This is a genomic window from Chryseobacterium shigense (genome assembly GCF_900156575.1).
GTDB classification, from domain to species: domain Bacteria; phylum Bacteroidota; class Bacteroidia; order Flavobacteriales; family Weeksellaceae; genus Chryseobacterium; species Chryseobacterium shigense.
In genome coordinates, this window is sequence record NZ_FTNY01000002.1 from 188876 (window position 1) to 212971 (window position 24096).

Consider the following 24096-nt stretch of genomic DNA (forward strand, 5'->3'; position numbering starts at 1 on the left):
CCGATAACCAACAACCAGCAACCAGCAACCAGCAACTAGCAAAACTCCCCAAATAATTAAAAAAACAAAAAATGAGCAACGATATAAACCCACCAGCAACTCCCAGCCAACTTAAAGTTCTGGTTTTTGATAACTACGACAGCTTTACCTACAATCTTGTCCAGATTATTGAACGAGTTCTGGATCAAAAAGTGGATGTGGTAAGAAATGATCAGATCACATTGGAAGAGATCGGGAAATATGACAAAATTATCCTTTCTCCAGGTCCTGGAATTCCTGAAGAAGCCGGAATATTACTGGAGCTGATCAAAGAATATGCTCCTACCAAAAGTATTCTGGGTGTATGTCTCGGACAGCAGGCTATTGCAGAAGCTTTCGGAGGAAACCTGATCAATCTTTCAGAAATTTTTCACGGTGTGGCTACCTCCGCCGAATTTGTTAAAGAAAACACTAAAATTTTCAAAAACCTGGTTTCAGGAATGGAAGTGGGAAGATACCACAGCTGGGCAGTCAATCCGGTAGGATTTCCGGAGGAGCTTGAAATCACAGCGGTGGATAAGGACGGAATGATTATGGCCCTGCAGCACAAAACTTATGATGTACACGGAGTTCAGTTTCACCCCGAAAGCATTTTAACCCCTGATGGAGAAGTGATTATCAGAAACTTTTTATTGAATTAAAATACAGCTGGCAAGCGAAAGATGAGCAAAGAAAATTAATGTCAGTTCAGCCGAAGCTCTAATGTAATTTGTCTACCCTTAGAATTATGAAACCAATAGAAAACGATTACCCGACAACCATAAAAACGCCACAAATGAAAGAAATACTACAATATCTGTTTAATCATCACACTTTGTCTAAATCAGAGGCAAAAGCAACGATGATTGAGATTGCTCAGAATAAATTTAATACCGCAGAGGTTACCGCTTTCATCAGTGTTTTTCTGATGCGGAATATTACTTTAAAAGAACTGGAAGGTTTTAGAGAAGCCTTACTGCAAATGGCAGTACCTATACAGCTTTATACTGACGATACCCTGGATATCGTTGGGACTGGGGGCGATGGAAAAAATACCATTAACATCTCAACACTGGCAAGCTTTGTCGTTGCGGGAGCAGGACAGAAAGTGGCCAAACACGGAAATTACGGTGCATCTGCTACAACAGGGTCATCAAATGTCATGGAGGAGCTTGGCTATCAGTTCAAAAACAATTCGGAACAACTGAATGAAGAACTTGATAAAGCCAATATCTGTTTTCTTCATGCTCCATATTTCCATCCTGCTCTTCAGTCTGTGGGCGCCTTAAGAAAAGCTTTAGGATTAAGAACATTTTTTAATCTTCTGGGGCCACTGGTGAATCCTGCAAAACCAAAATATTCGGTGATTGGAGTCTATAATATGGAAATTGCAAGAATCTATCAATATCTTCTGCAAAAAGAAGAACGTGAGTTTACCCTTTTGCACGGTCTGGATGGATATGATGAAATAAGCCTTACCCAAGACAGCAAGATCATTACCAAAAGCGGGGAAGAGATTTATTCAGCAGCAGATCTGGGGTTTGACTCTGTAAGTCCGGAAAGTATAAAAGGAGGTGAAAACCCTCAGGAGTCTGCCAAAATTTTCAGGAATATTCTGGAAGGAAATGGCTCATTACAGCAGAATTCTGTGGTTTTGGCTAATGCTTCAACGGCTCTTTTCTATACCCGAAAATTCGGAACGTATGAAAATTGTCTTTCAGTAGCTAAAGAAAGCCTGGAAAGTGGAAAAGCCTTGAGAAGCCTTGAATTCTTGTTGAATGGTTGATTTGGTAACCTTTAAACTATTTCAGCCACTTCTAAAATCTAACTTCTAGTTTAAAAAAATGACAATACTCGATACAATTATTGAAAGAAAAAGAGAAGAGATTGCAATTTCAAAAGCAGAAATTTCAATTGAAAATCTGAAAAATTCTGAGTTTTTTGGAAGAAAAAGTTTTTCTCTGAAAGAATCTCTAAAAAATAAAAACGGAATTATTGCCGAGTTTAAAAGACAATCTCCTTCAAAAGGGGTTATTAATGATAGTGTTCAGCCTTTGGAAGTAACTTCTGCCTACGAAAATTTTGGGGCATCGGGAATTTCAATCCTTACCGACCGGGATTTTTTCGGAGGAAGTTTTGATGATATTCTGAATGTCAGAAACCATATCCATATTCCCATTCTAAGAAAAGATTTTATGGTGGATGACTATCAATTTTATGAAGCTAAAAGCATGGGAGCTGATGTTGTTTTACTGATCGCGGCATGTCTTTCGCCAGCTCAGGTTCAGGAATTTACAGAATTGGCACATAACTTGGATCTGGAAGTTTTGCTGGAAATTCATACAGAAGAAGAACTGAAACATTGTAATGCAGACATTGATCTCGTAGGCATTAATAATAGAAATTTAAAAGATTTCAAAGTTGATCTTCACCATTCTGTTCTTTTAAAAGACCAACTGCCCAAAAATGTATTGTCCGTAGCCGAAAGCGGTATTTATCATATCGATGATTTTCAATATTTAAAAGAAAAAGGATTTGACGGATTTCTGATGGGAGAATATTTCATGAAAAATCAGGATCCCGCGAAAGCGTTTGAAGAATTTACTGTACAAATTCAAAGATGAAATGAAGCTATCAGCTGTAAAACAAAATTATAGTAAACGGGCAACTGCCAATCAGTAACTAACCTTATCATCATGAACCTGCAACCTTCAACCTACAATCTGCCACCTCAACTAAAAGTCTGCGGTTTGACAAAACCAGACCAGATCCAGGAGTTGATTTCCATGAAAACAGATTTTCTTGGCTTTATATTCTACGAAAAATCTCCAAGATATGTTCTTAATCAGATGAAAATCGTAGATATTTTGAAGATCAGTCATCCGGGTAAAACCGGGGTTTTTGTGAATGAAAAAATTGAGACGGTTACGCATATTGCGAAAAAAGCAGGCTTACATTTGATCCAACTTCATGGTGACGAATCTGAAGATTTTATAATTGAATTAAGACAAAAATTAGAACCTTCCATTAAAATTATAAAGGTCATCAGAATCGGAAACAATAATGAGGAGACCAAAATAAAAATAAAAGAAACCATCAACTCTCTTATTTCAGTGGTCGATTATTTTCTTTTTGACACCGATGGGAAAGCATTTGGAGGAACAGGAAAACAGTTCGACTGGACGTTATTGAATGAATTCAAAATCCCACTTCCCTATTTTCTGAGCGGTGGAATTTCAGAAGAAAACATAGAAAACATCAATCTTTTAAATCAAAAACCATTTGCTATCGACATCAATTCAAAATTTGAGATAGAACCAGGAAATAAAGACCTGAAAAAAATAAAAAAATTCATTTCAAAAAGTCCCAAAGGAACGATTTAACAAAGAATTGAACGAAGTCCAATTAAAACAAAAAAAACACAAAAAATGCCCCAGTCCCTAGTAAAAAATTACATCCACATTGTTTTCAGTACAAAGTACCGGCAGGATTTCATTGATGAACCAATAGAAAAAGAGTTATTTCCCTACATCGCGGCAATATGCAAAGATTTTGAAAGTCCGGCATTGCAGATAGGTGGAAATGATGATCATATTCATATATTATGTCTTCTTTCAAGAAAAATAGCTTTGATGAAACTGGTTCAGGAAATCAAAGCGCATTCTTCAAAATGGATGAAAACAAAGGGATCTCAATATGAAAATTTCTTTTGGCAGGATGGATATGGGGCATTTTCGGTAGGTAGAAATGAAGTTAACAGAGTTATTAATTATATCAAAAATCAACGATATCATCATCAACAGCAGAAGTTTAAGGATGAAATGATTGATCTGCTTGAAAAACATGATGTTGAATATCATGAAAAATATATCTGGGACTGAATTGATAAGAGTAAAGGATTTTATTCTTTACTGAAAGTTAAATCGTCCCTTCGGGACTCTCTCAAAAAAAATACACATATAAAGATGATGAACATACATCTGTTAAAAAAAACATTTTATAAAACCTTATTTCCGCCCAAGTTTGGAAATAAAAAAATCCAGTTGTTGTATAATTTTGTTTCTCAAAATGACAGCGATACGGAATACTGGACTCTGGACGGACAGTTAAAGGAATTCATTGGAATTATCAAAAGCTTTGATGAAAATGATATTCAGTATTTCTTTGAAAGGATCAGCTTGTGGAACAGTTATTATCTGGTCATTATTTCTGACAAATTTCTGGACAGTCATGTGAGAGAACATGTTAAATATGATCTTGGAAAGATTTATGCTAAGATATTTTTGCTTTATGAAGTTTCAGATCCTTATTTTTTAATTGACAATCTGGAAATTGCTGTTACCATGTATGAGTCGAAAATAGATACGGCGACATTAATTGATCTGATCAGTAAAATTGAATTCATGCATCATAAAAAACTGATCACGAGACAGCAACGTAATTATAATATTCAATTTATCAGCAGTCTGACCGATGAGATATCAAATTAAAAAAACAGATGAACTGAAGGATCAGGAAATAAAAGATATTTTAAATCTTTGGGATATTCCGGAATGGAATGAAATGACGCCTTCTGATTTCCGCAATTCATTTAAAGATTCGGAGTTTCATTTTCTTTTTGGTTCGAAAGATGAAATTTTGGCGGTGATAAGGCTTAATTTTGATTTTGGACTGGAAATATCCGAAAAAAAGTATTCCTATGCTGAGGCGGGCGGTCTGGTTTCTGCTCAGAAGAAAAAAGGATACGGGTCACAGTTGGTTCAGTATTTTAAAAAAAATATGACCCTAAGAAATAAGGAGACTATAGGATTTTGTTTTAGTGATTTACGGCCTTTTTACCAAAGTTGCGGTATTGAAATTTTAGAAAATAAAGCCAAAACCATTAAAGAAAATAATGAAAACGGATGGATCAGCTCGGAAGATGATGATATCTTGATTTTTAATGTTTCCGAAAAAAACAAAGAATTGCTCAGGCAGCTGAGCTCTGAAAAAAATGCTTATTTAATTATTAAAGAATAATATAATGAATTATAAAAACCCTGATGAACACGGATATTATGGTGAATTCGGAGGTGCTTTCATCCCTGAAATGCTTTACCCGAATGTAGATGAACTGCAGAAAAACTATCTTCAGATCATAGAATCTGAAGAGTTTCAGAATGAGTATCAGGACCTGCTTAAAAACTATGTAGGACGTGCAACCCCGCTTTACTTTGCCAGAAATTTAAGTCAGAAGTATAATACTCAGATTTATTTGAAAAGAGAAGACCTCAACCATACCGGAGCCCATAAAATCAATAACGCTCTGGGACAGGTGCTCTTGGCCAAACGCCTCGACAAGACAAGAATTATTGCAGAAACAGGAGCCGGACAACACGGTGTAGCCACTGCTACGGCCTGTGCATTACTGGGGCTGGAATGCATTGTTTACATGGGTGAAATAGACATTCAGAGACAGGCTCCGAATGTAGCAAGAATGAAAATGCTGGGAGCAGAAGTCATTCCCGCCACCTCAGGTTCCAAAACGTTGAAAGATGCAGTAAACGAAGCGCTTAGAGACTGGATCAATAACCCTGTAACGACGCATTACGTCATAGGAAGTGTGGTGGGTCCTCATCCTTTTCCTGATTTGGTAGCCAGGTTTCAAAGCATCATCTCAAAAGAGATCAGAGAGCAATTAAAAGAGAAAATCGGGAGAGAAAACCCTGATTATGTCATTGCCTGTGTGGGTGGAGGAAGTAATGCTGCGGGAACTTTTTACCACTTCGTAGAAGAAAAAGACGTAAAAATTATTGCAGCAGAAGCTGGTGGACTGGGGGTTGATTCCGGGAAATCCGCAGCTACAACCTTCCTTGGGACTTTAGGTGTTCTGCATGGAAGCAAAAGTCTTGTGATGCAAACCGGAGACGGACAGGTGATTGAGCCCCACTCTATTTCGGCAGGACTCGATTATCCGGGAATCGGGCCGTTTCATGCGCATTTGTTTAAGGAAAAACGTGCTGAATTTTTCAGTATTAATGATGAGGAAGCCTTACAATCTGCTTTTGAATTGACGAAACTGGAAGGTATTATTCCAGCTTTGGAAAGCTCTCATGCCCTGGCAGTTTTGGATAAAAAGAAATTCAATGAAAATGACATTGTCGTCATCTGCCTGAGCGGACGTGGAGATAAGGATATGGAAACGTATTTGAAGAATCTGTAAAATGTCGGATGCAAAATGTACAATGTATCTCTACTTATTACTTTGTACATTATACTTTGTACTTGTGACTTTATACATTAATATAATAAAAAATGAAAAAACTAAACATATATTTCACAGCAGGAATTCCGCAACTGGAAGATACTGCTGACATTATACAACTGATCCAGCAATCCGGTGCCGATATGATAGAAATCGGAATGCCTTACTCAGATCCTGTAGCAGACGGTCCTGTAATTCAAAAGGCAGATGAACTGGCTTTACAAAACGGGATGACCATTGAAAAACTGTTTTCCCAGTTGAAAACGGTCAAAGACAAAATACAGATTCCTGTTATTCTGATGGGATATATCAATCCTGTGCTGAGTTTCGGATTTGAAGAGTTTTGCCGTGAATGTTCGGAAAGCGGAGTTTCAGGGCTGATTCTTCCGGATCTTCCTCCTATTGAGTTTGAAAACAATTATCAGCACATCTTAAAAAGATATAACCTTAATTTTACGTTTCTGGTAACTCCTGAAACTTCAGATGAAAGGATTCTGTATCTGGATTCCTTAAGTTCCGGATTTCTGTACGCGGTAAGTTCTTCATCCACCACAGGAAATGAAAATGCCGTTCTGAAAAATGAAAACTACCTGTCAAGACTCGCTTCCCTTCCTCTTAAGAATCCTGTGATGATCGGTTTTGGAATTAAATCAAAAGAAGATTTTGAGAATGTTACCGAAAAAGCAGCCGGCGGAATTATAGGAACAGCCTTCGTTCATACGCTGCTGAGCCATAAAGACTGGAAGAATGCTGCCATAGATTTTATCCATTCTATAAAAGCTTAAAATTCACTAAATTTGTATGTCCAAAAAATGGCAGGAAATCGCAATTCCATTGGTCCATTAAGAAAACAGACAGCAACGTATGAATACAAATCAAAATAAATCGGTAGAATTTGAAGATCTGGGTATCAAAGAATATCAACCCGCCTGGGATTATCAGGAGAGTCTGATGAAAAATATCATTGATACTAAAATAAAAAACCGTGATTTACCTGCAGAAGAGCATATCACAACGCCTAACCACTTTTTGTTGGTAGAACATCCTCATGTTTATACCTTAGGGAAAAGCGGTCACGAAGAAAATATGCTTGCCGGGATCGACAAACTGAAAGAGATTGATGCTACCTTCGTGAAAGTTAACCGTGGAGGTGATATCACGTATCATGGCTTCGGACAGATTGTGGGCTACCCTATTCTGGACCTTGAAAACTTCTTTACGGATATTCATTTGTATATGAGAAATCTGGAAGAAGTGATCATCAGAGCGATTGGTGATTTTGGCCTTAAAGGGGAACGTTCACCGGGAGAAACCGGAGTATGGCTGGATGTGGGAAAACCTTACGCCAGAAAAATCTGTGCGATGGGCGTAAAAGCTTCACGATGGGTGACTCTTCATGGTTTCGCTTTGAATGTGAATACCGATATGCGATATTTTGAATACATCATTCCTTGCGGGATCAAAGATAAACAGGTGACTTCTGTAAAAAGAGAGCTTGAAAGAGAACTGACCACCGGGGAAGTGGAAGATCTTAAAGCAAATATCAGAAAGCATTTTGCAGATGTTTTCGGAGCTGAGCTTATTCAGAAATAATTTACTCCACAATAGAAATAAAGACCAGCCGTGATCCTACAGCCGGTCTTTTTTATTTGTAATAACGAACTAGCTGCGGGGTTAGCTTAAAAGTCAAATTTTTTCAGTCAATATATTATTTTAAAACTTATTTTTGATCCTTCTGTAATTTTTTAAATTAAAAAACCAAATGAAACCATTGATCAGAATTCTCTGCACTGCAGGAATGCTTTTCACAGCATCTCAATCCTGCGCCCAAAGTAAAAACGATTATAAAAGCCGGATCGACAGTTTAATAGAATCTCCGGCGTCTCCAAGACCTTTCAACGGAGTGGTTCTGATCACCCAAAACGGAAAAATAAAATATTCCAGAGCCTATGGTTTTGAAGACAGCAGAACAAAGGTTCCTTTAAAAATGAAGGATCAGTTTGAAATCATGTCCAATACCAAACAGATCACTTCGGTATTATTGCTAAAACAGGTTGAGAAAGGAAAAGTGGATCTGCACACTCCAATCAAAAAATATCTCCCTGACCTCAAACAACCGTGGGCAGATTCGGTCACGGTGCACCAGCTACTCAATCATAGCCACGGAATTGTAGATATAGAAAAACCATTGCTCTTTAAACCCGGTACAGAATTTAAGTATGGAAATTTGTCAAATATCCTTTTAGGGAAAATTATTGAGAAAGTTTCAGGTACATCTTATATCCAATTGGCAACCGATCTGTTTAAAGAACTTCATTTGAACAATACCTTCTGCTATTCAAAAAATAACCGCAGCAACCTGGTTTCCGGCCATATGAATAAAGATCATCTTTTCACTCCCGTAGAAAACTCAATGATCAATGATGAAAATATGCCGGCTGACGGTGTAATTTCTACCGCCGAAGATATGGCATTATGGAATTCTCTTCTTCATAAAGGAAAAGTTTTAAGCTCTGCAATGTATCAACTCATGACGACTTCCTCCAGTCTGTCACAACATGATGTATTTGGAAAAGATAAGATGGGATACGGTTACAATATTCGGATCGTTAAAGACCAGGGCATTTCTTATTTGGGACACACTGGGCTGGGTGATGGTTTTGCTTCTTTGAATATGTACATTCCCGGTTCGGATGTAAGCGTTATTGTTCTTGAAAATCAGATGAGTGATGACAGCCAGTTATTCTATTATTATGAAACTCTGATCAAAGATTTTATTTTAAGAAGCGATTGGGTAAAGACTCATCAATAGTTGCTTTTACTCTAAAAAATATCCCGTCAAAAATGAATGACGGGATATTTTTTATCATTACTTAAATTTTATTAAACTATCGGTAACGAACTCTTAGTATAAAGCCCTGAAACACTGGTTTTATTTAAGTAAATGTGAAAATATTTGTTTTTTTATTATAAAATAATTTGTTGGTATTTTATTTTTGTCTACTTTTAATATCACATTAAAGTGAACTATTTCAACCTGTATTTCATTGAGAATAATGCAACACACACCAAACTTATATATATTTTATTACTAACCACCAAACTATGAAAATTATGAGAAAATTTCTGTTATCAATGATGGTATTTGTGGCAGCCCTGTCATTTAATGCCTGCAATGACTCTAACGCGGAACAGCAAATGAGTCAGGATGAAACCATCAGCAAAAATCTTACGGATCTCGGGAAAACAGTTCCGGTAGGGATAGAGGATGAAAACGGCACCCTGAAAGTATCATTTATTGTTACTGCCCAGTTTTATACAATAACCCCGACCAAAGAAAATGAAAAATACATCAGCCTGATCAGAGAAGCGTTGGAAAACGAATCTCCTATCCAGGTTTTTATCAATCCTAAAACGCATGAAATTGCAAAAGTAGAAAAAGGAAGTGAGGAAGATATCCGGTACTTCAAGTCTGCTTTTACGAAAGAAGCTAAAAATGAGACTAACAAATTAACAAGTGTTCTGCCCAACATTGCTACCCTAAACAGCATGTTTGCGCTAATCAAAAATCAGGCTTGTGGCACTTCCACGGCATCTTCACCATGCATTACCTTCAGATATCCTGTAGACGGATGCTATGCAAGAGCTCACAAAATGAGACAGATTCTTATCAACAATGGCTACGACTGTGAAAAACAGTTTGTCTACGGAAACCTGAGAGCATCAACAGGAACTTGTTGTGTATCATGGAGCTATCATGTTGCGATCCTTGTAAGCTACAAAAATGCATCAGGAGTTACTGAAAAACGAATTATTGATCCGTCCCTCTTCCCTAGCGGACCTGTTACAGATACTGCATGGAGAAATGCATGTATCAATACAAGCTGTGGATCTGCCTCTGTATCCTCTTATGCCAATACAGCAGGAAATGTGTATTACAGAAGCCCTACAGCCTCTTATCTGTATGATAACAATTTAGTGAACACCAATTGTGTACTGAACATCTTCTCATCACTTTCAGGATGTTCTCCTTCACCAGCTCCAAACGTTGGAGGCTGCGGATTCTAATTAACTTATACAACTTCTGCAACTTTTTGATGATAAAAAGTTGCAGGAGCTGTTTATCAAATATTTTTTCTATGAAAGTCTGGACTTATCTCCTATTAATCTTATTTATGATCACATCCTGTTCCGGCAGTTCAAGTTCACAGAACCTGACCTGGTATAATAATTCAGTTATCACCAATGTAGCAGAAGATCCGGAGAAACCGGAAGAATTCACGCGGGTATCCATTGGTATAAGTCCTCAGATCTTTTATCTGTCTAAAAAGGCAGATGACTATAAAATTCTTCTTGAAAAAACAAGTCACAGCCATAAAAAAGGAAAAGCATACAATATTGGTATTGAAAAAAACACCAATGTTATTAAGCAGATGAATGAAATTCCTTCAACTAAATAATTCCTTTTTGGCTTAAAATACAGCACTTAAAAAAGACTGATTAAAAAAAATCAGATAAACCCCGGTAAAATCCCCATTATGTTTTATAATGGGGATTTTTCAATTTATTTATATTAAAGGAAAAGAAACAGCAATCAACACATTGATGATAAGTAACATTTATAGTATTTAGTTAATTTCTACTATTGTTATAAATTAAATCTATCAAAATTAAATTGTGCACAATATAAATAAACTTACCTTTGTATTGTCATTTAGAGCGAACTTAATTTCGGAAATGATAAACACAAATAAGTTTAATTTAAAATAAAAAAAATGTCATTAATAGAAGACCTACAATGGAGACATGCCGTAAAAGCATATGATCCTTCAAAAAAAGTATCAGAACAAGATCTTAACACTATTTTGGAAGCTGCAAGACTGGCTCCTACTTCATCCGGGCTTCAGCCATTCAGAGTTGTGGTTGTAGAAAATCAGGAATTAAAAGAAAAAATGGTACAGGGCGCCCTTAATCCTGAAGTGATGAGAGACAGTTCACATGTTTTGGTATTTGCTGCATGGGACAGCTATTCTAATGAAAAAATTGATAAAGTATATGACCATCATACCGATGTAAGAGATTTGCCGAGAGGACGTTTCAGCAGTTATACCGATAAGATCAAAGAAATGTACGGCGCTCAGACTCCTGAAGAGCATTTTGCTCACACAGCCCGTCAGACTTATATCGCATTAGGTTTAGCAATGGCTCAGGCTGCGGAATTAAAAATCGACAGTACACCAGCAGAAGGTTTCAGCAATGCAGTAGTTGACGATATTCTTAATCTTAAAGAATTGGGATTAAAAAGCGTAAGCCTGCTATATCTTGGCTACAGAGATGCAGCGAATGACTGGCTTTCTACCATGAAGAAAGTAAGAGTTCCTATGGAGGAATTCATCATTAAAAAATAATACGCTTACCCTATTCTTTCATCTTCAATCTTATGGAAAATTCAAAATCGTTACAATTATCAAACCAGATCTGCTTTCCGCTTTATGTGATTGCGAAAGAGATTACCGGACTGTATCGTCCATTTCTGGATGAGATTGATATTACCTATCCGCAATATCTTGTGATGATGGTGTTATGGGAAAATGACGGGCTTGCCGTGAATCATATTGGTGAAAAGCTGTTTCTGGACAGTGGAACTTTAACGCCTCTTTTGAAGAGACTCGAGGTAAAAGGAATTATTGACAGAAAAAGAAAAAAAGAAGACGAAAGAGTAGTGGAAGTTTTTTTAACGGAAGCGGGAAGAGAACTTCAGCAGAAAGCCTGTGAAATTCCGGGAAAAATTCAAAATAAAATAGGGATAGAAACAGAAGATCTGCTACACCTTAAAGAAACCATCTTAAAAATATTAAACAAAATCGAAAAATAAATGAAAACCTTATACACAACAAAAGTAACAGCACAAGGAGGAAGAAACGGTCACGTAAAAAGTGAAAACGGAGTTTTGGATGTTGAAGTAAGAATGCCTAAAGCCCTTGGTGGCGGTAATGATGACTTTGCAAATCCTGAAATGCTTTTTGCAGCAGGATATTCAGCTTGTTTTGACAGTGCCCTTAACAGAGTGATCAGTTTATCTAAAGCAAAAACAGGAGAAACAACAGTCGTTGCTCAGGTAAGCATCGGACAACTTGACAACGGAGGTTTCGGATTAGCTGTAGAACTGGACGTTAATATTCCGGGCGTATCTATTGAAGAAGCTCAGGCATTAACAGACCAGGCTCACCAGATCTGTCCTTACTCTAATGCGACAAGAGGTAATATTGAAGTGAAGCTTGCAGTAACGAATAACTAAGATCAATTGCTTTTTAATAAAAAATCTGTTTCTTTGGAGACAGATTTTTTATTTACCCATGGAAAACCAAAAAACATTAACAGAAATAGGATATGAATATCATGGATCACGGTTTTTTACTTATTTGTTTTTTAGTGATCTTATTCTTAGTCATTAAATATTATACCCCGAAAATAAAAGGATATATTGGCGAGAATAAAGCTTCAAAAGCTCTAAAAAGGCTGAATAATGAAAAATACACTGTCCTGAATAATATTGAGTTGAAGATTAAAGGTTCCACTTCACAGATCGATCATATTATTGTTTCAAATTATGGAATATTTGTGATTGAAACCAAGAATTACAAAGGTTGGATTTTAGGGTATGAAAACGATAAATCCTGGGTTCAGGCTATTTATAAATACAGACGTAAGTTTTATAACCCTATTTTACAAAATCAAGGTCATATTTATGCGTTAAAACACGTATTGAAAAATTATCAATATCTGAGGTATTATTCCATCATTACCTTTACAAAAAGAGCGACGCTTAAAACCAAAACTTATACTGATGTTGTCTATATCAATAAATTAGTCAAAACAATTAAAAAGTATGATTACGATTACATTAGCGAACACACCAAGCAAGAAATTGTCACAAAAATTCTGGCTGCCAAAACAAACCATCGAAATAAAGATAAAGCACTACAAGCAAATTCCAACATGAATAAAAATATTTCATGCCCGAACTGCGGTGGACATCTTATGGAGAGAAATGGTCAGTATGGTGTTTTTTGGGGATGTACAAATTTTCCCAGATGTAAGTATACAAGAAATAAAAAGTAACCCATCTACTCAAAAAGCAGGATAAAAAACGTAAAGAAAGATTGAAGTGATAGTCAGGATAAAACCATTATCTGTGATCACCCTTTCAAAGGCAAAAACGGGCGAAACTACATTAACTGTTCAGATCAGCATCGGATAGATTGAAAACGGAGGTTCCGTTTTGGCTGCAAAGCTGTACGTTAATATTCCCGGAGATTCCATTGAGGAACCTCATAATTTGACTGAAAAACATATCAGGTTGGTCCACATTTTAATACTACGAGAAATAATAAGGAGGTGAATTTTTCGGTGACGAATTACTAAGATTTTTCTTTAATAGATATTATTTTCAATGGCATAAAATTAAAAGCCGTTTTATCAAGCTAAAATTATTTATTTTTATTATAATAATTTGCATTGATGTAATGCGTTAAACTAAATATTATAGTAGTCATTTTATGAAAAACAGTAAACGAGCATTCAAAATATTTATTACCATTCTATTTTTATGGCTGTTTGGACATTTGATTTATATAGTTATTGACGGTTTGACAGACAAAAATATGCACGCAGATATCGCTGTCGTTTTAGGCAATACAGTACATGAAGATGGCACACTTTCAGAAAGGCTTGAAAAACGTATGGAATGTGGACTTAATCTTTATCGTTACGGACGAGTTAAAAAAATATTAGTCAGTGGTGGACTGGGAAAAGAAGGATTTTATGAAGGTGATAAAATGAAAGAGTATTTAATTAAAAACAAAGTACCTGACAGCATTATAATTGTCGATAATTTTGGCAACAACACCCTTGCAACCGTGAACAACACACTTAAATTAAAAGACAGTCTAAATTTTAAAAGTTTAATTGTTGTTTCTCAATATTTTCATCTGACAAGAACTAAAATGTTATTTAGAAAACAACATTTTAAAAATGTAAGTAGTACAAGTCCTCAATATTTTGAATTTAGAGACATATATTCGTTATTGAGAGAATTTGTAGCTTATTATACAGGATAAGATACTACAAATGATCAATTATCTCGTTGCAGAATCACTCCTTTTAAAAGCATCCACTTTTTTATAAGAATCATTTTTCTCTTTTTCCTTTTTATCTGAAATTAAGATTCCGAAAAGATGATCTATCTCGTGCTGAAAGATCACTGCCGTAAAACCTTCTACAATTTCGGAGTATTTCTGCCCTTTCAAATCCACATATTCCAACTGAATAACCTTACTCCGGTAAAACTGGTCTCTGAATTCAGGAATAGACAAATCTCCTTCAGGCCCCAGATTCTGCAATTCTGATCTCCATACAATAACAGGATTGATAAAGTATTCCAGGGGATTTCCCTCTTTATCAAAACGCTGTACCCAGATGATTTTCCGGTTGATTCCTACCTGCGGGGCTGCAATGCCTACTCCACCGTCTGTAGACAAAAGGGATTCTTTCATTCTTTTTACTAAAACCGCGGTATTCGGATCAATAGGATTAATCTCCGAAGATAAGCTCAATAATGTTTTATGCTGATTGGTGTCTGTAGTCTGATAAATAGGAAGTGCCGTATTGATATCTCCGTTGTTGATAAGAGAAATTTCATGGGAAGTCAGTTTCTGCGCATTGATAAAACCGATAAAAAGGATGAACAGAAAAGATATTTTTTTCATTTTTATTATTTGGAGATACAAAGATAGATAATGTCCTTTAAACAGGTAACTGGAATAGAGTTTTTGTACCAATTGTCCATAATATTTAGAAAAAAAAACGGACCAAAGCCCGTTTCTATTGAATTTTAAAATGTTTTCGTCATATCAGCCGGAATGATCAGATTGAAATCTGTCGGGATATAGTCTTTCGCAGGTATTTTCAGTTCCGGATCTTCAGATTCAAAAACAGAGATCACTGCCATTTTCAGATTCGGATTCTTCTGCTTAATATACCAATAGATTCCACCAAATTCTTTGCTGTGATAGTTTCCGTTATAGTGGATAAACGTTTTTCCGGCCTGCATACTCTTCAGGATAGATTCAGCCATGGTAGCGTCTTTTGTAGCCTGTGCCGAAATGAAATTCATCACTTTCGTTCCTTCCGCATGGTCACCCATCATCGCTTTCATTTCCTGATAACCCGGAGTGTCCAAAGTTACTTTAATAGGAAGCTGAGCAATGTAGGCTTTCTCTTTATCGCTCAATGTATTCAGAGATTGCAGCCCTTCTTTTGCCGTCTGCGAAGCATATCTCCTTGGAATATTGGTCGCGATGAAGTTCACCTTTTTGTCTTTAGCGAAATCCACCAATGGTTTATAATCTGTCGCATAATTGTTCCATAAACGGGCTGAATCTTTGAATGTTTTAGCATCCAATTTTCCTTCTAAATATTGATTCAGCTGAGCCTGATTGTCTCTCTCAAACATTTCTGCCCCCAGAATGATCTGTCCGTTTTTCTTTTGAAACAAACCTTCTGTCACTTTCAGCTGAAGCCAGTGATTGATAGAGCTGTTGTGATTTTCGCCAAAAAAAACGACATCATAGTCCGCCAGTTCTTTAATCAGCTTATCTGTTTTTACTTCTTTTCCTTTTTTGTCATAAAACTGGTAAGCTTTGAAATCCTGTCCGCTTAAGGAACAGAAACCAGCCAGTAAAATGGCTATGAAAATATTTTTCATTTTTATTTTATTTAAACACAAATTATACAAATGATTCTTTACAAATATCACCAATTTTTATGTTGATTCTAAAACCACAAAAGTCACAAAAGTTTTTTATTTGAACACTTTAAAACACTTTAGTTTTAAAAGTTTTACCATCCTGAAAATAATAAGAGCACATAAGCAGAAAATCAAAGATTTTCACAGAACTTAAGTGTACTTCGTATGCGCAATGTATTACCTTTAAAAATAATTAAAGTGTTTAATTAGGTTTTGTGACTTTTGTGGTTGAAACCAATTCGTACATCAAATTTCTTCCCTTTTTAGCAAATCTACCTTTTTACAGTGTTGCTTCAAAGCAAAAGACCGCCTTGAATTTTAAAAAAAACAAAACGGCCCATTCAAAATCATCTAATTATTATTTTTCTAATTCTGCTACAAGATCTTTCCACTCCTGCAATTCAGGGATTCCCGGTTTTCTCTTTCCAAAGAACTGAACGATGAAATCACCTTCTTTGTTGAAAACTTCAATAGCCGTCACTTCCCCGTCTTCAGTAGGTTTCTTCACAATCCATGCTTCAGCAATTTTCGTAACATCTAAATGTAAGTTGAAGTCAGGATCCATCACATTGAACCACTGCTGATGCCAAAGTGTTTTTTTCACGTTTCCTGTGTGGATCTGGATAATTCCTCTGTTTCCAACAAATACCATGACCGGAATATTCTTTTCTGACGCATCTTCAAGAACATTCACCACTTTAGCATTGTCGATCTTTTGAGCAAATCCTTCCGGCGCTAATCTTAAAGCCTGAGTTCTGCTCACCCCGAATTTTCTTGTCATCATAAAGAAGTCGTGGGTATCTTTTAATTCTGTCCATGCTTTTTTGAATCCTTCAGCATCGATTTCAGAGTCTGCTTTTTCCGGTGCTTTTGGAGCTACCGATTCAAAAGTTAGAGCATCGTTTTGATTTTCTGCTTTGAATTGTTCTGTAATGGCATCGAAAGCTGCTTCATCACTATTTTTTGTCAGATAGATCTTATGAAGCGCCAGACCGTCTTTTCCGAAAAACTGAAGGCTTTTTTTGTCTCCTTCCACTACTGCGAATGCAGATTTCCAGTGGTTCAGGAATATTCTCAGGTCAATATCTTCCCCTACAAATAGCTGTGCATGAGGACTGCTGAAGTCTCCATTCTGATACATTCCTTTTCTTTCGTGCACGCATTCGTCATTACGGGTAAGCGCCATCACCTTTCCTAGTTTCTCGGCCTCGGTAAGGATAGCCGGAAATTCAGGGTTTAAAACGGTTACGCCTTCTCCTATGCTGGTTGCCAATAATTCAGCTTCGCTTACGCCTAGCTGTACCGCAGCATTTCTTATTCTGATATGTGGATTTTCTGCCTTCAGAGCCTCCCATTTTTCCTTTAGATCATTCACTAACGTGCTCATTATTTTATTTTTTTATGGTTAAAACTGTATAAATTCTATGGATGGTTTCGTTTCCTGACTTGCTTTGTATATCTTCTTCTTTCTCGGAAATTTTCATTCTTTTAAAGTGGCTTTCAGAAACCAGCTCTTCCATTTCGGAGTTGCTGTACATGGTAAAATCGTATTCCGTGAACGGTAGTGTTTCCATGAATTTTCTCTGTCCGAAGGTAAGAACGAAAGTTCCCTCTTTTTTCAAAACTCTGTAGATTTCATTGAGAAAATCAACCGGATTTTCCCAGAAATAGACTGTGTTGACCGTAAATATTTTGTCAAAAGTCTGGTCTTCAAAGGGAAGTTTTTTTCCTTCATACAGTACAAAATCGGCCTGGCTTTCAAAGTCTTTGTTCAGCTTTTTGGCTTCATTGTACATGGTTTCAGAAATATCAACGCCAGTATATTTCAGATTTTGGGCTCTTTTTAAAATATTTCCAAGATGTCCGGCATTTCCGTGGCCTATTTCAAGGAGGTGTTCATCATCTTCTATCAGAAGCGTTTTGATGCTTTCCAAGGTCATGCTGATATTGGTAGCATTCATCATCTCACCGATCTCTATTCCTTTTTCTCCCTGTGGATTGGCGAGATTCTGCGCGAGGATTTTTAATTCATCTTTTTCCATGGTTATCCAAAAATGATCATCGGGTTATTGGTAATAGGGTGTCCGCAGATGGTGCAAGGAAAATTATAAGCCTCACTGATCGTTTCAGCGGTAAATACTTCCTGCGGTGTTCCGTAAGCGGCAACCTTTCCTGATTTCATTAATAAAATTTTATCTGCAAACTGCGCTGCAAGATTTAGATCGTGAAGCACCACGATTGCACTGTTGGCTTTCCTGGTGAAGTTTTTAATAATCTCCAAAGCCTTGTACTGATGTTTTACATCTAAATTATTCAGAGGTTCATCCAGAAATACCAGTTTATGGGCGATCTCATTTTCCAGCTGGGCCATTACTCTTGAAAGATGAACCCGTTGCTTTTCACCTCCGGACAATGTATTGTATTCTCTGTCTTTCAGATGCTCAATATCTGTTTCGTACATCATTTTATTCATCGCCTCAAAATCTTCTTTACGGGGCTGGGAATCAAAATATGGATAGCGCCCCATCATGACTACGTCTTTTACATCCAGAGGAATTTCGTTGGAATTATGCTGTGAAAATTTAGATTTATGCTGAGATAATTCTTTCACATCCCATTCTGCAATCGATTGGTCTTTGAATAAAATTTCGTGTTTTCCCTGCTTTATTTCATTGGCCAAAACACTCAATAGACTTGACTTCCCGGCTCCGTTGGGTCCAACAATCGCTAAAAATTCACCATATCCTAAAGAGACATCAACGCCCTCAAGAATATGGAAATCCTTGTGAAGATAATTGATCTGATGTGCTTTTATCATTAGAGTGATTTTTTAAATTTAATTAAAATAGCAATAAAAACAGGGCCTCCAATCAACGAAGTCAAAATACCGATCGGCAATTCTGATGGTGCCACAATACTTCGGCTGAAGGTATCGGCAATCAAAAGTAAAATACTTCCTAAAACTGCGGACAACGGTAAAATGAAAACATAATTCGATTTAAATAAAAGTCTTAAAATATAAGGGACAATAAGGCCTACAAAGCCAATCGTTCCTGAAAATGCGACACAGGTTCCTACCATCAAAGAGGTAATAATCACAATCTGCCTTTTCAGTTTCTCAACGTTTATTCCTAAATGCTGTGCATCTCTTTCCCCTAACATCATCGCATTCAGCGCCTTTCCTTTCGGAAGTAAGATCGCATAAGAAATAACAATCACTACCGCCAAAATTATATTTTTTGTCCAGGTAGCTGCTGCAAGACTTCCCATATTCCAGAACGTAAGGTCTCTTAACTGTTCATCTTTTGAAATATAAATCAAAAAGCCTGTAATCGAAAAGCCGATGGATGTGATGGCCACACCGCTTAACAGCATCATGACCACATTGGTTTTCCCTGCACTTGTAGAAATCCTGTACACCAGCATCATGGCGAGTAACGCTCCTAAAAAAGCAGAAATACCTACGAGTGAAAACTGTACCACTTCAGGAAGATATTGTTTGAAATGTCCTCCTAAAACAATGGCAATTGCCGCAAGTAATGTTGCTCCGGACGTTAAACCTATCGCTTCACCGGTTGCTAAAGGGTTTTTAAATAATCCCTGCAAACTCGTCCCTGAAACTGCCAGCATGCTTCCTATCAGAATGGCCATGACAATTCTGGATGCTCTTACCTCCCAAATTACATATTGATCGCTTAAAGATAAGCCCGGGTCACCTTTTATATACTGCCATAAAACTTTGAAGGGTGATGTTCCTCCAAAGTCGTAGACTCCTGTATTAAGTGCCAGTACTGCTATGATCGCAAGCAGTACGGCACCTATAGTTAGATAAAAGTATAATTTACTTTGTGTTCTCAATTAAAAGTTTGTTTAATCCTACTGCTGCTTCTCCTAGTCTAGGTCCGAAACCTGAAACCAATCCTCCGTCCATTGCGATGATCTTATTATTTTTACCTGCGTTAGTCTGAGCTACCCCCGGCATTTTAAGAGCACCTTCGTTTCCGCCGGCACCCTGAAGTCCTGTTGAGAAGAAGAATAAAACATCAGGATTAGCTTTTATTACTGCTTCCGGTGTCAAAGGTTTGAAATCTTCAAAATCGGTTACAGCATTTTGTCCACCGGCAAGAGTGATGAGAGCATCCATTGGAGTTTTTGTGCCTGAAACCATCAGCATATTTCCTCTTGCGTAGATGAACAATACTTTTGGTTTTTTAGCAATGGGCTGAACCTGTTTCAAATCCGCATCGATTTTATCGTTCAATTTCTGATAATCTGTATTTCCTACTGCTTTGGCTACATCGGCAATAAGCTTTTTAGTTCCTTCTACGGTAAATTCCTGCTTGAAAACCTCGGTTTTAATTCCTGAAGACTTGATTTTAGCCATTAATTCAGGATTGATATCTTTCTCTGAAGCTAAAATTAAAGTGGGACTTACCGCCATAATCGGCTCGATCGTCATCGATCTTACATGACCAAGATCTTTGGCTGTAGCTTTTAACGTTTCAGGATACGTACTGGTAACATCTGTTCCAACGATTTCTTTTTCGTGGCCCAGTGCACTTACAATTTCTGTAACTCCACCGCTCAATGTAACGATCTTGTTGTTGCTTTTGGGAGCTTCAGCAGAGGTTTCTGTTGTATTTTCTTTTTTAGCACCTTCTTCTTTTTTGCATGAATAGACTGCCATCAGAATGGAAGCTGCAAGGATAATTTTTTTCATGATATACTATTATTAGATTGATTATAAAGGGTCGAATTCGAAATTGGAAGCCCCTCTGTTTCCATTTTTGTCTTTCATGGCATTGAATCTCAGTTTAAAATAAAATCCTTCTGCATCTTTTAACACAAAGAAACGGTCTGAGTACACAAAAGGTTGTGGTATATCAGGCGTTCCGGTAGTGGTTCTCCATTTATCTCCAAGCGCACGCTGGTCATTAAAAATAAATTTAGACGGATCTACATCGCTTAATTTGAATGCATTATAAGCCTGTTCAAGATTACCTCCGGCATTGATCTGATATACTCCAACGCCGTCTAAAGTATTGGTGATAATAAAATCAGCGTAGAAATAGCTTCCTGCACTCGTAGTCGGGGTCGAGAATACTTCGTTCGTAAACGTTGTAAATGCCAGATCCCATTTTTTCTTTTTCGGCTGTACCTTAGCAGGGGTTCCTGTTTTAAGGTTGAAATAGGTAAAATTATACTCGGTATCTTTTGGAATCATATATTCCTGATAAGTCGTTGCTGCTACATCAGCATACCGTATTTTATAACCGTTCAGGGCACGTAGAATCTGAATTTTCTTCCAGCCTCTTGCTGATCCGGATAAACTGACAGATCCCGCTCCAATACTGGTTGAAGGCGGAATATCTCTTCCTAAGTTGACCAGATAGATTGGATTTTCTGCATCGTTTTCTTTGATGGCATCAATTCCTGTGGTCTGGGTGAGGAAATTTCCAATTGGGTTGTCTACATACTGCATATTGGCCACACTGAATGTTCCAACCTGAGCTTCTGTTTTAAGCGTGGCAACATCCGATTCCTTAACGAGATTGATATCTGTAATATTCGGAATTTTGGCAACGGTCATCGCTATAGATCCATTGATCACTACACGGAATGCATCGCCTGTATAAAAACCAAGATCCCAGCTGGTTCTGGTATTGGTGGCAGCATTCTGGTAATCACTTAAATCAATCCACACCTGATTAGGTTCTGTAGGTCCTCCTACGGCAACATCTACTATTGATCCTGTAAGGGGAGCCACCGGCACCGGGTCTTCATCAGCTGCAAGGCATGACTGCAAAGCAACAATAGATAGAAGGGATAGTATTTTTAAATATTTCATAATGATAGCTTATGTTTTAAAATTGATAGATTAATCTTGCAAAATAGCTTCTTCCGTAATATAAATTAATACGGTCTGCGCCCGCAGTGTGAGCGGATCCCGCGCTTGCAGTAGAGTTCAAGCTGGTAACATCGAAGATATTTTTAACCCCAAGTGAAACTTCCATATGATCTTTCCAGAAAGGTTGGCTGACAATGAAGTCCATCATATGAAAACCATCTGTTCTACCCAGTCTGAAGCCTTCCGTATCATTCTCCAGTACATAGTTTCTTCCAGGTCCTGTATATTTATAATACAATGAAAAGCCAGTCCCCGGATTTTTCAGTTTATAATTGGCTGATGCTCCGGCCTGGACAAGATATTGGAAATCTGTAGGAGAAGTGTGATCCAATTCATTCAATGATACTGAAGTGCCATTGACCGAACCTCTTAAAGAAAATGCGAACTGATCTTTTCTAAAATCTACATTAGCAGATAAAAGCATGTTTCTATAAGTATTGAGGTTCATATATTTATAGGTCGAAGGTTTTTTCACCATCACCATTTCTATTCTGTCCTGTACGTCAAGATAGAGTGCATTAACGCCATACGCTATTTTCCAGTCGTTACCAGCCGAAAAATTCTGATCCCAGAAAAGACCCGCTGAAAAACCTTTTTCCGGATTCAGATCAGGATTTCCCTGAAGGTCATGATTAATATTCACAAAGTAGGTAAACAGCTCGTCATAGGTAGGAAAACGGTTGGCCGTACCGACAACAGCTCTCAGATTTGAGTTCTCAGAGGTTTTAAGTCTTGCAGAAAGAGAATAATTAAACTGATTATCAAACCTGTCACTTACCGAAAGTCTGGCTCCCGGTCTTAATGAGAATTGATCTGAAATATTCCATTCTCCTGAAATGAAAGTGGAGTAAGTAAAAATATTTCTTTTCACAGAATCGCCAAAAAACTGTCCTGCAATAAGGGCTGCCTGGCCGTTGGTATAATCTAATTCATAACCAAGCTGAAAATCAAAAGTTTTATTGTTCAGAAAATTACTGAACATTCCTCTTGAATAGACGATATCGGTCTGGTAATAGGATCTTTTTTCATCCTTACTTGTAACGGACCTGTTAGGAATATCGTAGTTGTAATCAAAGTATTTTCTATCCTGGGTCTGATAAGAAAAGTCTCCCATATAGCGGATATCCCCTAAATTTGCCTGGATATTGAACTGATGAATCCACCTGTTGGTATTATATTCTCTATCCCTGCTCTGATACACAACCCCTCCCAAGCCGTCGTTCAGAGGAATTCTGCTCATTTCCGGATTGTAAAAATTAAATTTCTCATTCAGATAAGAAAGCTTATAGTAGAATGAAGTTTTGTTTTTCGTATATCGTACCAATGCTGAAGCATCATACTGATCCTTCGGATTCCACTCGTAGCCTCTTTTTATTTCAGGATCTGTTCCGAAATATTTGTATCCTCTGCTATCGCCTTCATAGCCCATAAATTGATTATGGTTGAAACTGATATTCGCAAACCAGTTGCTGTCTATATTATAATCTACATGAAGGTTCTGAATATGTCTTCCGTTTCCCTTTTTCTTAAGGTCGTAGTTATTTCTTACGGTTTCTTCCTGAAGAGATGCTTTTACGGCAATCTTTTTTGCACTGGTTTTTCTTGTAATAATATTGATGACTCCGGCCACTGCTCCATTTCCGTATTCCACACCCATGCTTCCCTTAACAATCTCAATCCTTTCTACATTGTTCAGAGAGAGTTTGGTAAGGTCAATATTACTTCCCAATCCTGTATCTCCTACTACCGGAATATTATCGATTAATATTTTCACATAATTTCCATCAAGCCCCATAATGTTAGCCGTAGAATTACCCGAACGGGTGTCTGGCGTAATCTGGATATTAAGACTTTGATTGAGAACATCTGCGACATTGGTAGCCGCCATATTTTTGATCTGTTGAGCATCGATGACGTCAACTTTATATATTGATTTGTTGATGGACTGCTGTGTATACTGTCCGGTAATGACAACTTCCTCTATTTTATTTTTATTAAGAGAATCTTTTTCTTGTGCGTTCATCCAAAAGGCAATGGATAATGATAGAACGGAAAGCACCTTCTTCTTCATAGAGTAAAAATTTTGGCAAATATAATGCTTTATTTAGAATAGTTAAA

General features: G+C 37.1%; 27 protein-coding genes. 18 read left to right on the top strand and 9 right to left on the bottom strand.

Features of this window, described 5'->3' with window-relative positions; all coding sequences use genetic code 11:
• Positions 1-71 precede the first annotated feature (71 nt).
• From BW964_RS06345 to BW964_RS06430, 18 genes are all read left to right on the top strand, one after another.
• Complete coding sequence (locus BW964_RS06345) at positions 72-680, top strand: anthranilate synthase component II (protein ID WP_076505769.1); 609 nt, start codon at positions 72-74, stop codon at positions 678-680.
• Between the two features lie 134 nt (positions 681-814).
• Positions 815-1804, top strand: coding sequence for an anthranilate phosphoribosyltransferase (gene trpD / locus BW964_RS06350; RefSeq protein WP_076506687.1), 990 nt, complete (start codon positions 815-817; stop codon positions 1802-1804).
• Positions 1805-1862: 58 nt separating this feature from the next.
• Positions 1863-2642, top strand: a complete 780-nt coding sequence (gene trpC / locus BW964_RS06355; protein ID WP_076505771.1) for an indole-3-glycerol phosphate synthase TrpC — start codon at positions 1863-1865, stop codon at positions 2640-2642.
• 72 nt (positions 2643-2714) lie between these two features.
• The gene (locus BW964_RS06360; RefSeq protein WP_104669436.1) at positions 2715-3401 is read left to right on the top strand and encodes a phosphoribosylanthranilate isomerase; all 687 of its coding nucleotides are present in this window, start codon (positions 2715-2717) and stop codon (positions 3399-3401) included.
• Positions 3402-3446: 45 nt separating this feature from the next.
• Positions 3447-3899, top strand: a complete 453-nt coding sequence (tnpA, locus tag BW964_RS06365; RefSeq protein ID WP_076505773.1) for an IS200/IS605 family transposase — start codon at positions 3447-3449, stop codon at positions 3897-3899.
• Between the two features lie 84 nt (positions 3900-3983).
• Entirely contained in the window at positions 3984-4508 is a 525-nt protein-coding gene (locus tag BW964_RS06370; RefSeq protein WP_076505775.1) for a hypothetical protein, read from the top strand.
• Complete coding sequence (locus BW964_RS06375; protein WP_076505776.1) at positions 4492-5037, top strand: N-acetyltransferase; 546 nt, start codon at positions 4492-4494, stop codon at positions 5035-5037. Before BW964_RS06370 ends, BW964_RS06375 begins: the two co-directional genes overlap by 17 nt.
• Before the next feature lie 4 nt (positions 5038-5041).
• Positions 5042-6220 (top strand): tryptophan synthase subunit beta, encoded by a 1179-nt coding sequence (gene trpB, locus BW964_RS06380; protein ID WP_076505778.1) that lies wholly within the window; start codon positions 5042-5044, stop codon positions 6218-6220.
• Positions 6221-6312: 92 nt separating this feature from the next.
• Positions 6313-7047, top strand: a complete 735-nt coding sequence (trpA, locus tag BW964_RS06385; protein WP_076505779.1) for a tryptophan synthase subunit alpha — start codon at positions 6313-6315, stop codon at positions 7045-7047.
• Positions 7048-7126: 79 nt separating this feature from the next.
• Positions 7127-7855 carry a lipoyl(octanoyl) transferase LipB gene (lipB, locus tag BW964_RS06390; protein ID WP_076505781.1) on the top strand — a complete coding sequence of 243 codons (729 nt, stop codon included), beginning with the start codon at positions 7127-7129 and terminating at the stop codon, positions 7853-7855.
• 169 nt (positions 7856-8024) lie between these two features.
• On the top strand, positions 8025-9074 hold the full coding sequence (locus tag BW964_RS06395; RefSeq protein WP_076505783.1) for a serine hydrolase domain-containing protein: 1050 nt from the start codon (positions 8025-8027) through the stop codon (positions 9072-9074).
• A 302-nt stretch (positions 9075-9376) separates the two neighbouring features.
• A complete protein-coding gene (locus BW964_RS06400; protein WP_123911942.1) occupies positions 9377-10330 on the top strand; it encodes a protein-glutamine glutaminase in 954 nt (317 codons plus the stop codon).
• Between the two features lie 107 nt (positions 10331-10437).
• A complete protein-coding gene (locus BW964_RS06405) occupies positions 10438-10722 on the top strand; it encodes a hypothetical protein (RefSeq protein ID WP_123911943.1) in 285 nt (94 codons plus the stop codon).
• A 315-nt stretch (positions 10723-11037) separates the two neighbouring features.
• Positions 11038-11670: an NAD(P)H-dependent oxidoreductase gene (locus BW964_RS06410; RefSeq protein ID WP_076505788.1), complete on the top strand. Its 633-nt coding sequence runs from the start codon at positions 11038-11040 to the stop codon at positions 11668-11670.
• A gap of 32 nt (positions 11671-11702) precedes the next feature.
• A complete protein-coding gene (locus BW964_RS06415) occupies positions 11703-12137 on the top strand; it encodes a MarR family winged helix-turn-helix transcriptional regulator (RefSeq protein WP_076505790.1) in 435 nt (144 codons plus the stop codon).
• Entirely contained in the window at positions 12138-12560 is a 423-nt protein-coding gene (locus BW964_RS06420) for an organic hydroperoxide resistance protein (RefSeq protein ID WP_076505791.1), read from the top strand.
• A 92-nt stretch (positions 12561-12652) separates the two neighbouring features.
• Positions 12653-13384, top strand: coding sequence for an NERD domain-containing protein (locus tag BW964_RS06425; RefSeq protein ID WP_228431988.1), 732 nt, complete (start codon positions 12653-12655; stop codon positions 13382-13384).
• A gap of 437 nt (positions 13385-13821) precedes the next feature.
• The gene (locus tag BW964_RS06430) at positions 13822-14382 is read left to right on the top strand and encodes a YdcF family protein (protein WP_076505793.1); all 561 of its coding nucleotides are present in this window, start codon (positions 13822-13824) and stop codon (positions 14380-14382) included.
• Between the two features lie 18 nt (positions 14383-14400).
• Here the strand turns inward: BW964_RS06430 and BW964_RS06435 are convergent, their stop codons facing one another.
• From BW964_RS06435 to BW964_RS06475, 9 genes are all read right to left on the bottom strand, one after another.
• A complete protein-coding gene (locus BW964_RS06435; RefSeq protein ID WP_076505795.1) occupies positions 14401-15030 on the bottom strand; it encodes a peptide deformylase in 630 nt (209 codons plus the stop codon).
• Between the two features lie 125 nt (positions 15031-15155).
• Positions 15156-16028 carry a ChaN family lipoprotein gene (locus BW964_RS06440; RefSeq protein WP_076505796.1) on the bottom strand — a complete coding sequence of 291 codons (873 nt, stop codon included), beginning with the start codon at positions 16026-16028 and terminating at the stop codon, positions 15156-15158.
• Between the two features lie 400 nt (positions 16029-16428).
• Complete coding sequence (locus BW964_RS06445) at positions 16429-17457, bottom strand: hemin-degrading factor (RefSeq protein WP_076505798.1); 1029 nt, start codon at positions 17455-17457, stop codon at positions 16429-16431.
• A 4-nt stretch (positions 17458-17461) separates the two neighbouring features.
• Complete coding sequence (locus BW964_RS06450) at positions 17462-18112, bottom strand: class I SAM-dependent methyltransferase (RefSeq protein ID WP_076505799.1); 651 nt, start codon at positions 18110-18112, stop codon at positions 17462-17464.
• Positions 18113-18114: 2 nt separating this feature from the next.
• Positions 18115-18888 carry a heme ABC transporter ATP-binding protein gene (locus tag BW964_RS06455; protein ID WP_076505801.1) on the bottom strand — a complete coding sequence of 258 codons (774 nt, stop codon included), beginning with the start codon at positions 18886-18888 and terminating at the stop codon, positions 18115-18117.
• Positions 18888-19928 (bottom strand): FecCD family ABC transporter permease, encoded by a 1041-nt coding sequence (locus BW964_RS06460; RefSeq protein ID WP_076505802.1) that lies wholly within the window; start codon positions 19926-19928, stop codon positions 18888-18890. Before BW964_RS06460 ends, BW964_RS06455 begins: the two co-directional genes overlap by 1 nt.
• Positions 19912-20790 carry a heme/hemin ABC transporter substrate-binding protein gene (locus BW964_RS06465; protein WP_076505804.1) on the bottom strand — a complete coding sequence of 293 codons (879 nt, stop codon included), beginning with the start codon at positions 20788-20790 and terminating at the stop codon, positions 19912-19914. The genes BW964_RS06460 and BW964_RS06465 overlap by 17 nt, the downstream gene beginning before the upstream one ends.
• 21 nt (positions 20791-20811) lie before the next feature.
• Positions 20812-21918, bottom strand: coding sequence for an HmuY family protein (locus tag BW964_RS06470; protein ID WP_165789179.1), 1107 nt, complete (start codon positions 21916-21918; stop codon positions 20812-20814).
• 16 nt (positions 21919-21934) lie between these two features.
• Positions 21935-24049 (bottom strand): TonB-dependent receptor plug domain-containing protein, encoded by a 2115-nt coding sequence (locus BW964_RS06475; protein ID WP_076505807.1) that lies wholly within the window; start codon positions 24047-24049, stop codon positions 21935-21937.
• Positions 24050-24096 lie beyond the last annotated feature (47 nt).

What these genes read in the sequence shown, in the direction of transcription:
- BW964_RS06345 (WP_076505769.1), top strand. Translation starts at nt 72, where the DNA reads ATGAGCAACGATATAAACCCACCAGCAACTCCCAGCCAACTTAAAGTT.
- trpD (WP_076506687.1), top strand. Translation starts at nt 815, where the DNA reads ATGAAAGAAATACTACAATATCTGTTTAATCATCACACTTTGTCTAAA.
- trpC (WP_076505771.1), top strand. Translation starts at nt 1,863, where the DNA reads ATGACAATACTCGATACAATTATTGAAAGAAAAAGAGAAGAGATTGCA.
- BW964_RS06360 (WP_104669436.1), top strand. Translation starts at nt 2,715, where the DNA reads ATGAACCTGCAACCTTCAACCTACAATCTGCCACCTCAACTAAAAGTC.
- tnpA (WP_076505773.1), top strand. Translation starts at nt 3,447, where the DNA reads ATGCCCCAGTCCCTAGTAAAAAATTACATCCACATTGTTTTCAGTACA.
- BW964_RS06370 (WP_076505775.1), top strand. Translation starts at nt 3,984, where the DNA reads ATGATGAACATACATCTGTTAAAAAAAACATTTTATAAAACCTTATTT.
- BW964_RS06375 (WP_076505776.1), top strand. Translation starts at nt 4,492, where the DNA reads ATGAGATATCAAATTAAAAAAACAGATGAACTGAAGGATCAGGAAATA.
- trpB (WP_076505778.1), top strand. Translation starts at nt 5,042, where the DNA reads ATGAATTATAAAAACCCTGATGAACACGGATATTATGGTGAATTCGGA.
- trpA (WP_076505779.1), top strand. Translation starts at nt 6,313, where the DNA reads ATGAAAAAACTAAACATATATTTCACAGCAGGAATTCCGCAACTGGAA.
- lipB (WP_076505781.1), top strand. Translation starts at nt 7,127, where the DNA reads ATGAATACAAATCAAAATAAATCGGTAGAATTTGAAGATCTGGGTATC.
- BW964_RS06395 (WP_076505783.1), top strand. Translation starts at nt 8,025, where the DNA reads ATGAAACCATTGATCAGAATTCTCTGCACTGCAGGAATGCTTTTCACA.
- BW964_RS06400 (WP_123911942.1), top strand. Translation starts at nt 9,377, where the DNA reads ATGAGAAAATTTCTGTTATCAATGATGGTATTTGTGGCAGCCCTGTCA.
- BW964_RS06405 (WP_123911943.1), top strand. Translation starts at nt 10,438, where the DNA reads ATGATCACATCCTGTTCCGGCAGTTCAAGTTCACAGAACCTGACCTGG.
- BW964_RS06410 (WP_076505788.1), top strand. Translation starts at nt 11,038, where the DNA reads ATGTCATTAATAGAAGACCTACAATGGAGACATGCCGTAAAAGCATAT.
- BW964_RS06415 (WP_076505790.1), top strand. Translation starts at nt 11,703, where the DNA reads ATGGAAAATTCAAAATCGTTACAATTATCAAACCAGATCTGCTTTCCG.
- BW964_RS06420 (WP_076505791.1), top strand. Translation starts at nt 12,138, where the DNA reads ATGAAAACCTTATACACAACAAAAGTAACAGCACAAGGAGGAAGAAAC.
- BW964_RS06425 (WP_228431988.1), top strand. Translation starts at nt 12,653, where the DNA reads ATGAATATCATGGATCACGGTTTTTTACTTATTTGTTTTTTAGTGATC.
- BW964_RS06430 (WP_076505793.1), top strand. Translation starts at nt 13,822, where the DNA reads ATGAAAAACAGTAAACGAGCATTCAAAATATTTATTACCATTCTATTT.
- BW964_RS06435 (WP_076505795.1), bottom strand. Translation starts at nt 15,030, where the DNA reads ATGAAAAAAATATCTTTTCTGTTCATCCTTTTTATCGGTTTTATCAAT.
- BW964_RS06440 (WP_076505796.1), bottom strand. Translation starts at nt 16,028, where the DNA reads ATGAAAAATATTTTCATAGCCATTTTACTGGCTGGTTTCTGTTCCTTA.
- BW964_RS06445 (WP_076505798.1), bottom strand. Translation starts at nt 17,457, where the DNA reads ATGAGCACGTTAGTGAATGATCTAAAGGAAAAATGGGAGGCTCTGAAG.
- BW964_RS06450 (WP_076505799.1), bottom strand. Translation starts at nt 18,112, where the DNA reads ATGGAAAAAGATGAATTAAAAATCCTCGCGCAGAATCTCGCCAATCCA.
- BW964_RS06455 (WP_076505801.1), bottom strand. Translation starts at nt 18,888, where the DNA reads ATGATAAAAGCACATCAGATCAATTATCTTCACAAGGATTTCCATATT.
- BW964_RS06465 (WP_076505804.1), bottom strand. Translation starts at nt 20,790, where the DNA reads ATGAAAAAAATTATCCTTGCAGCTTCCATTCTGATGGCAGTCTATTCA.
- BW964_RS06470 (WP_165789179.1), bottom strand. Translation starts at nt 21,918, where the DNA reads ATGAAATATTTAAAAATACTATCCCTTCTATCTATTGTTGCTTTGCAG.
- BW964_RS06475 (WP_076505807.1), bottom strand. Translation starts at nt 24,049, where the DNA reads ATGAAGAAGAAGGTGCTTTCCGTTCTATCATTATCCATTGCCTTTTGG.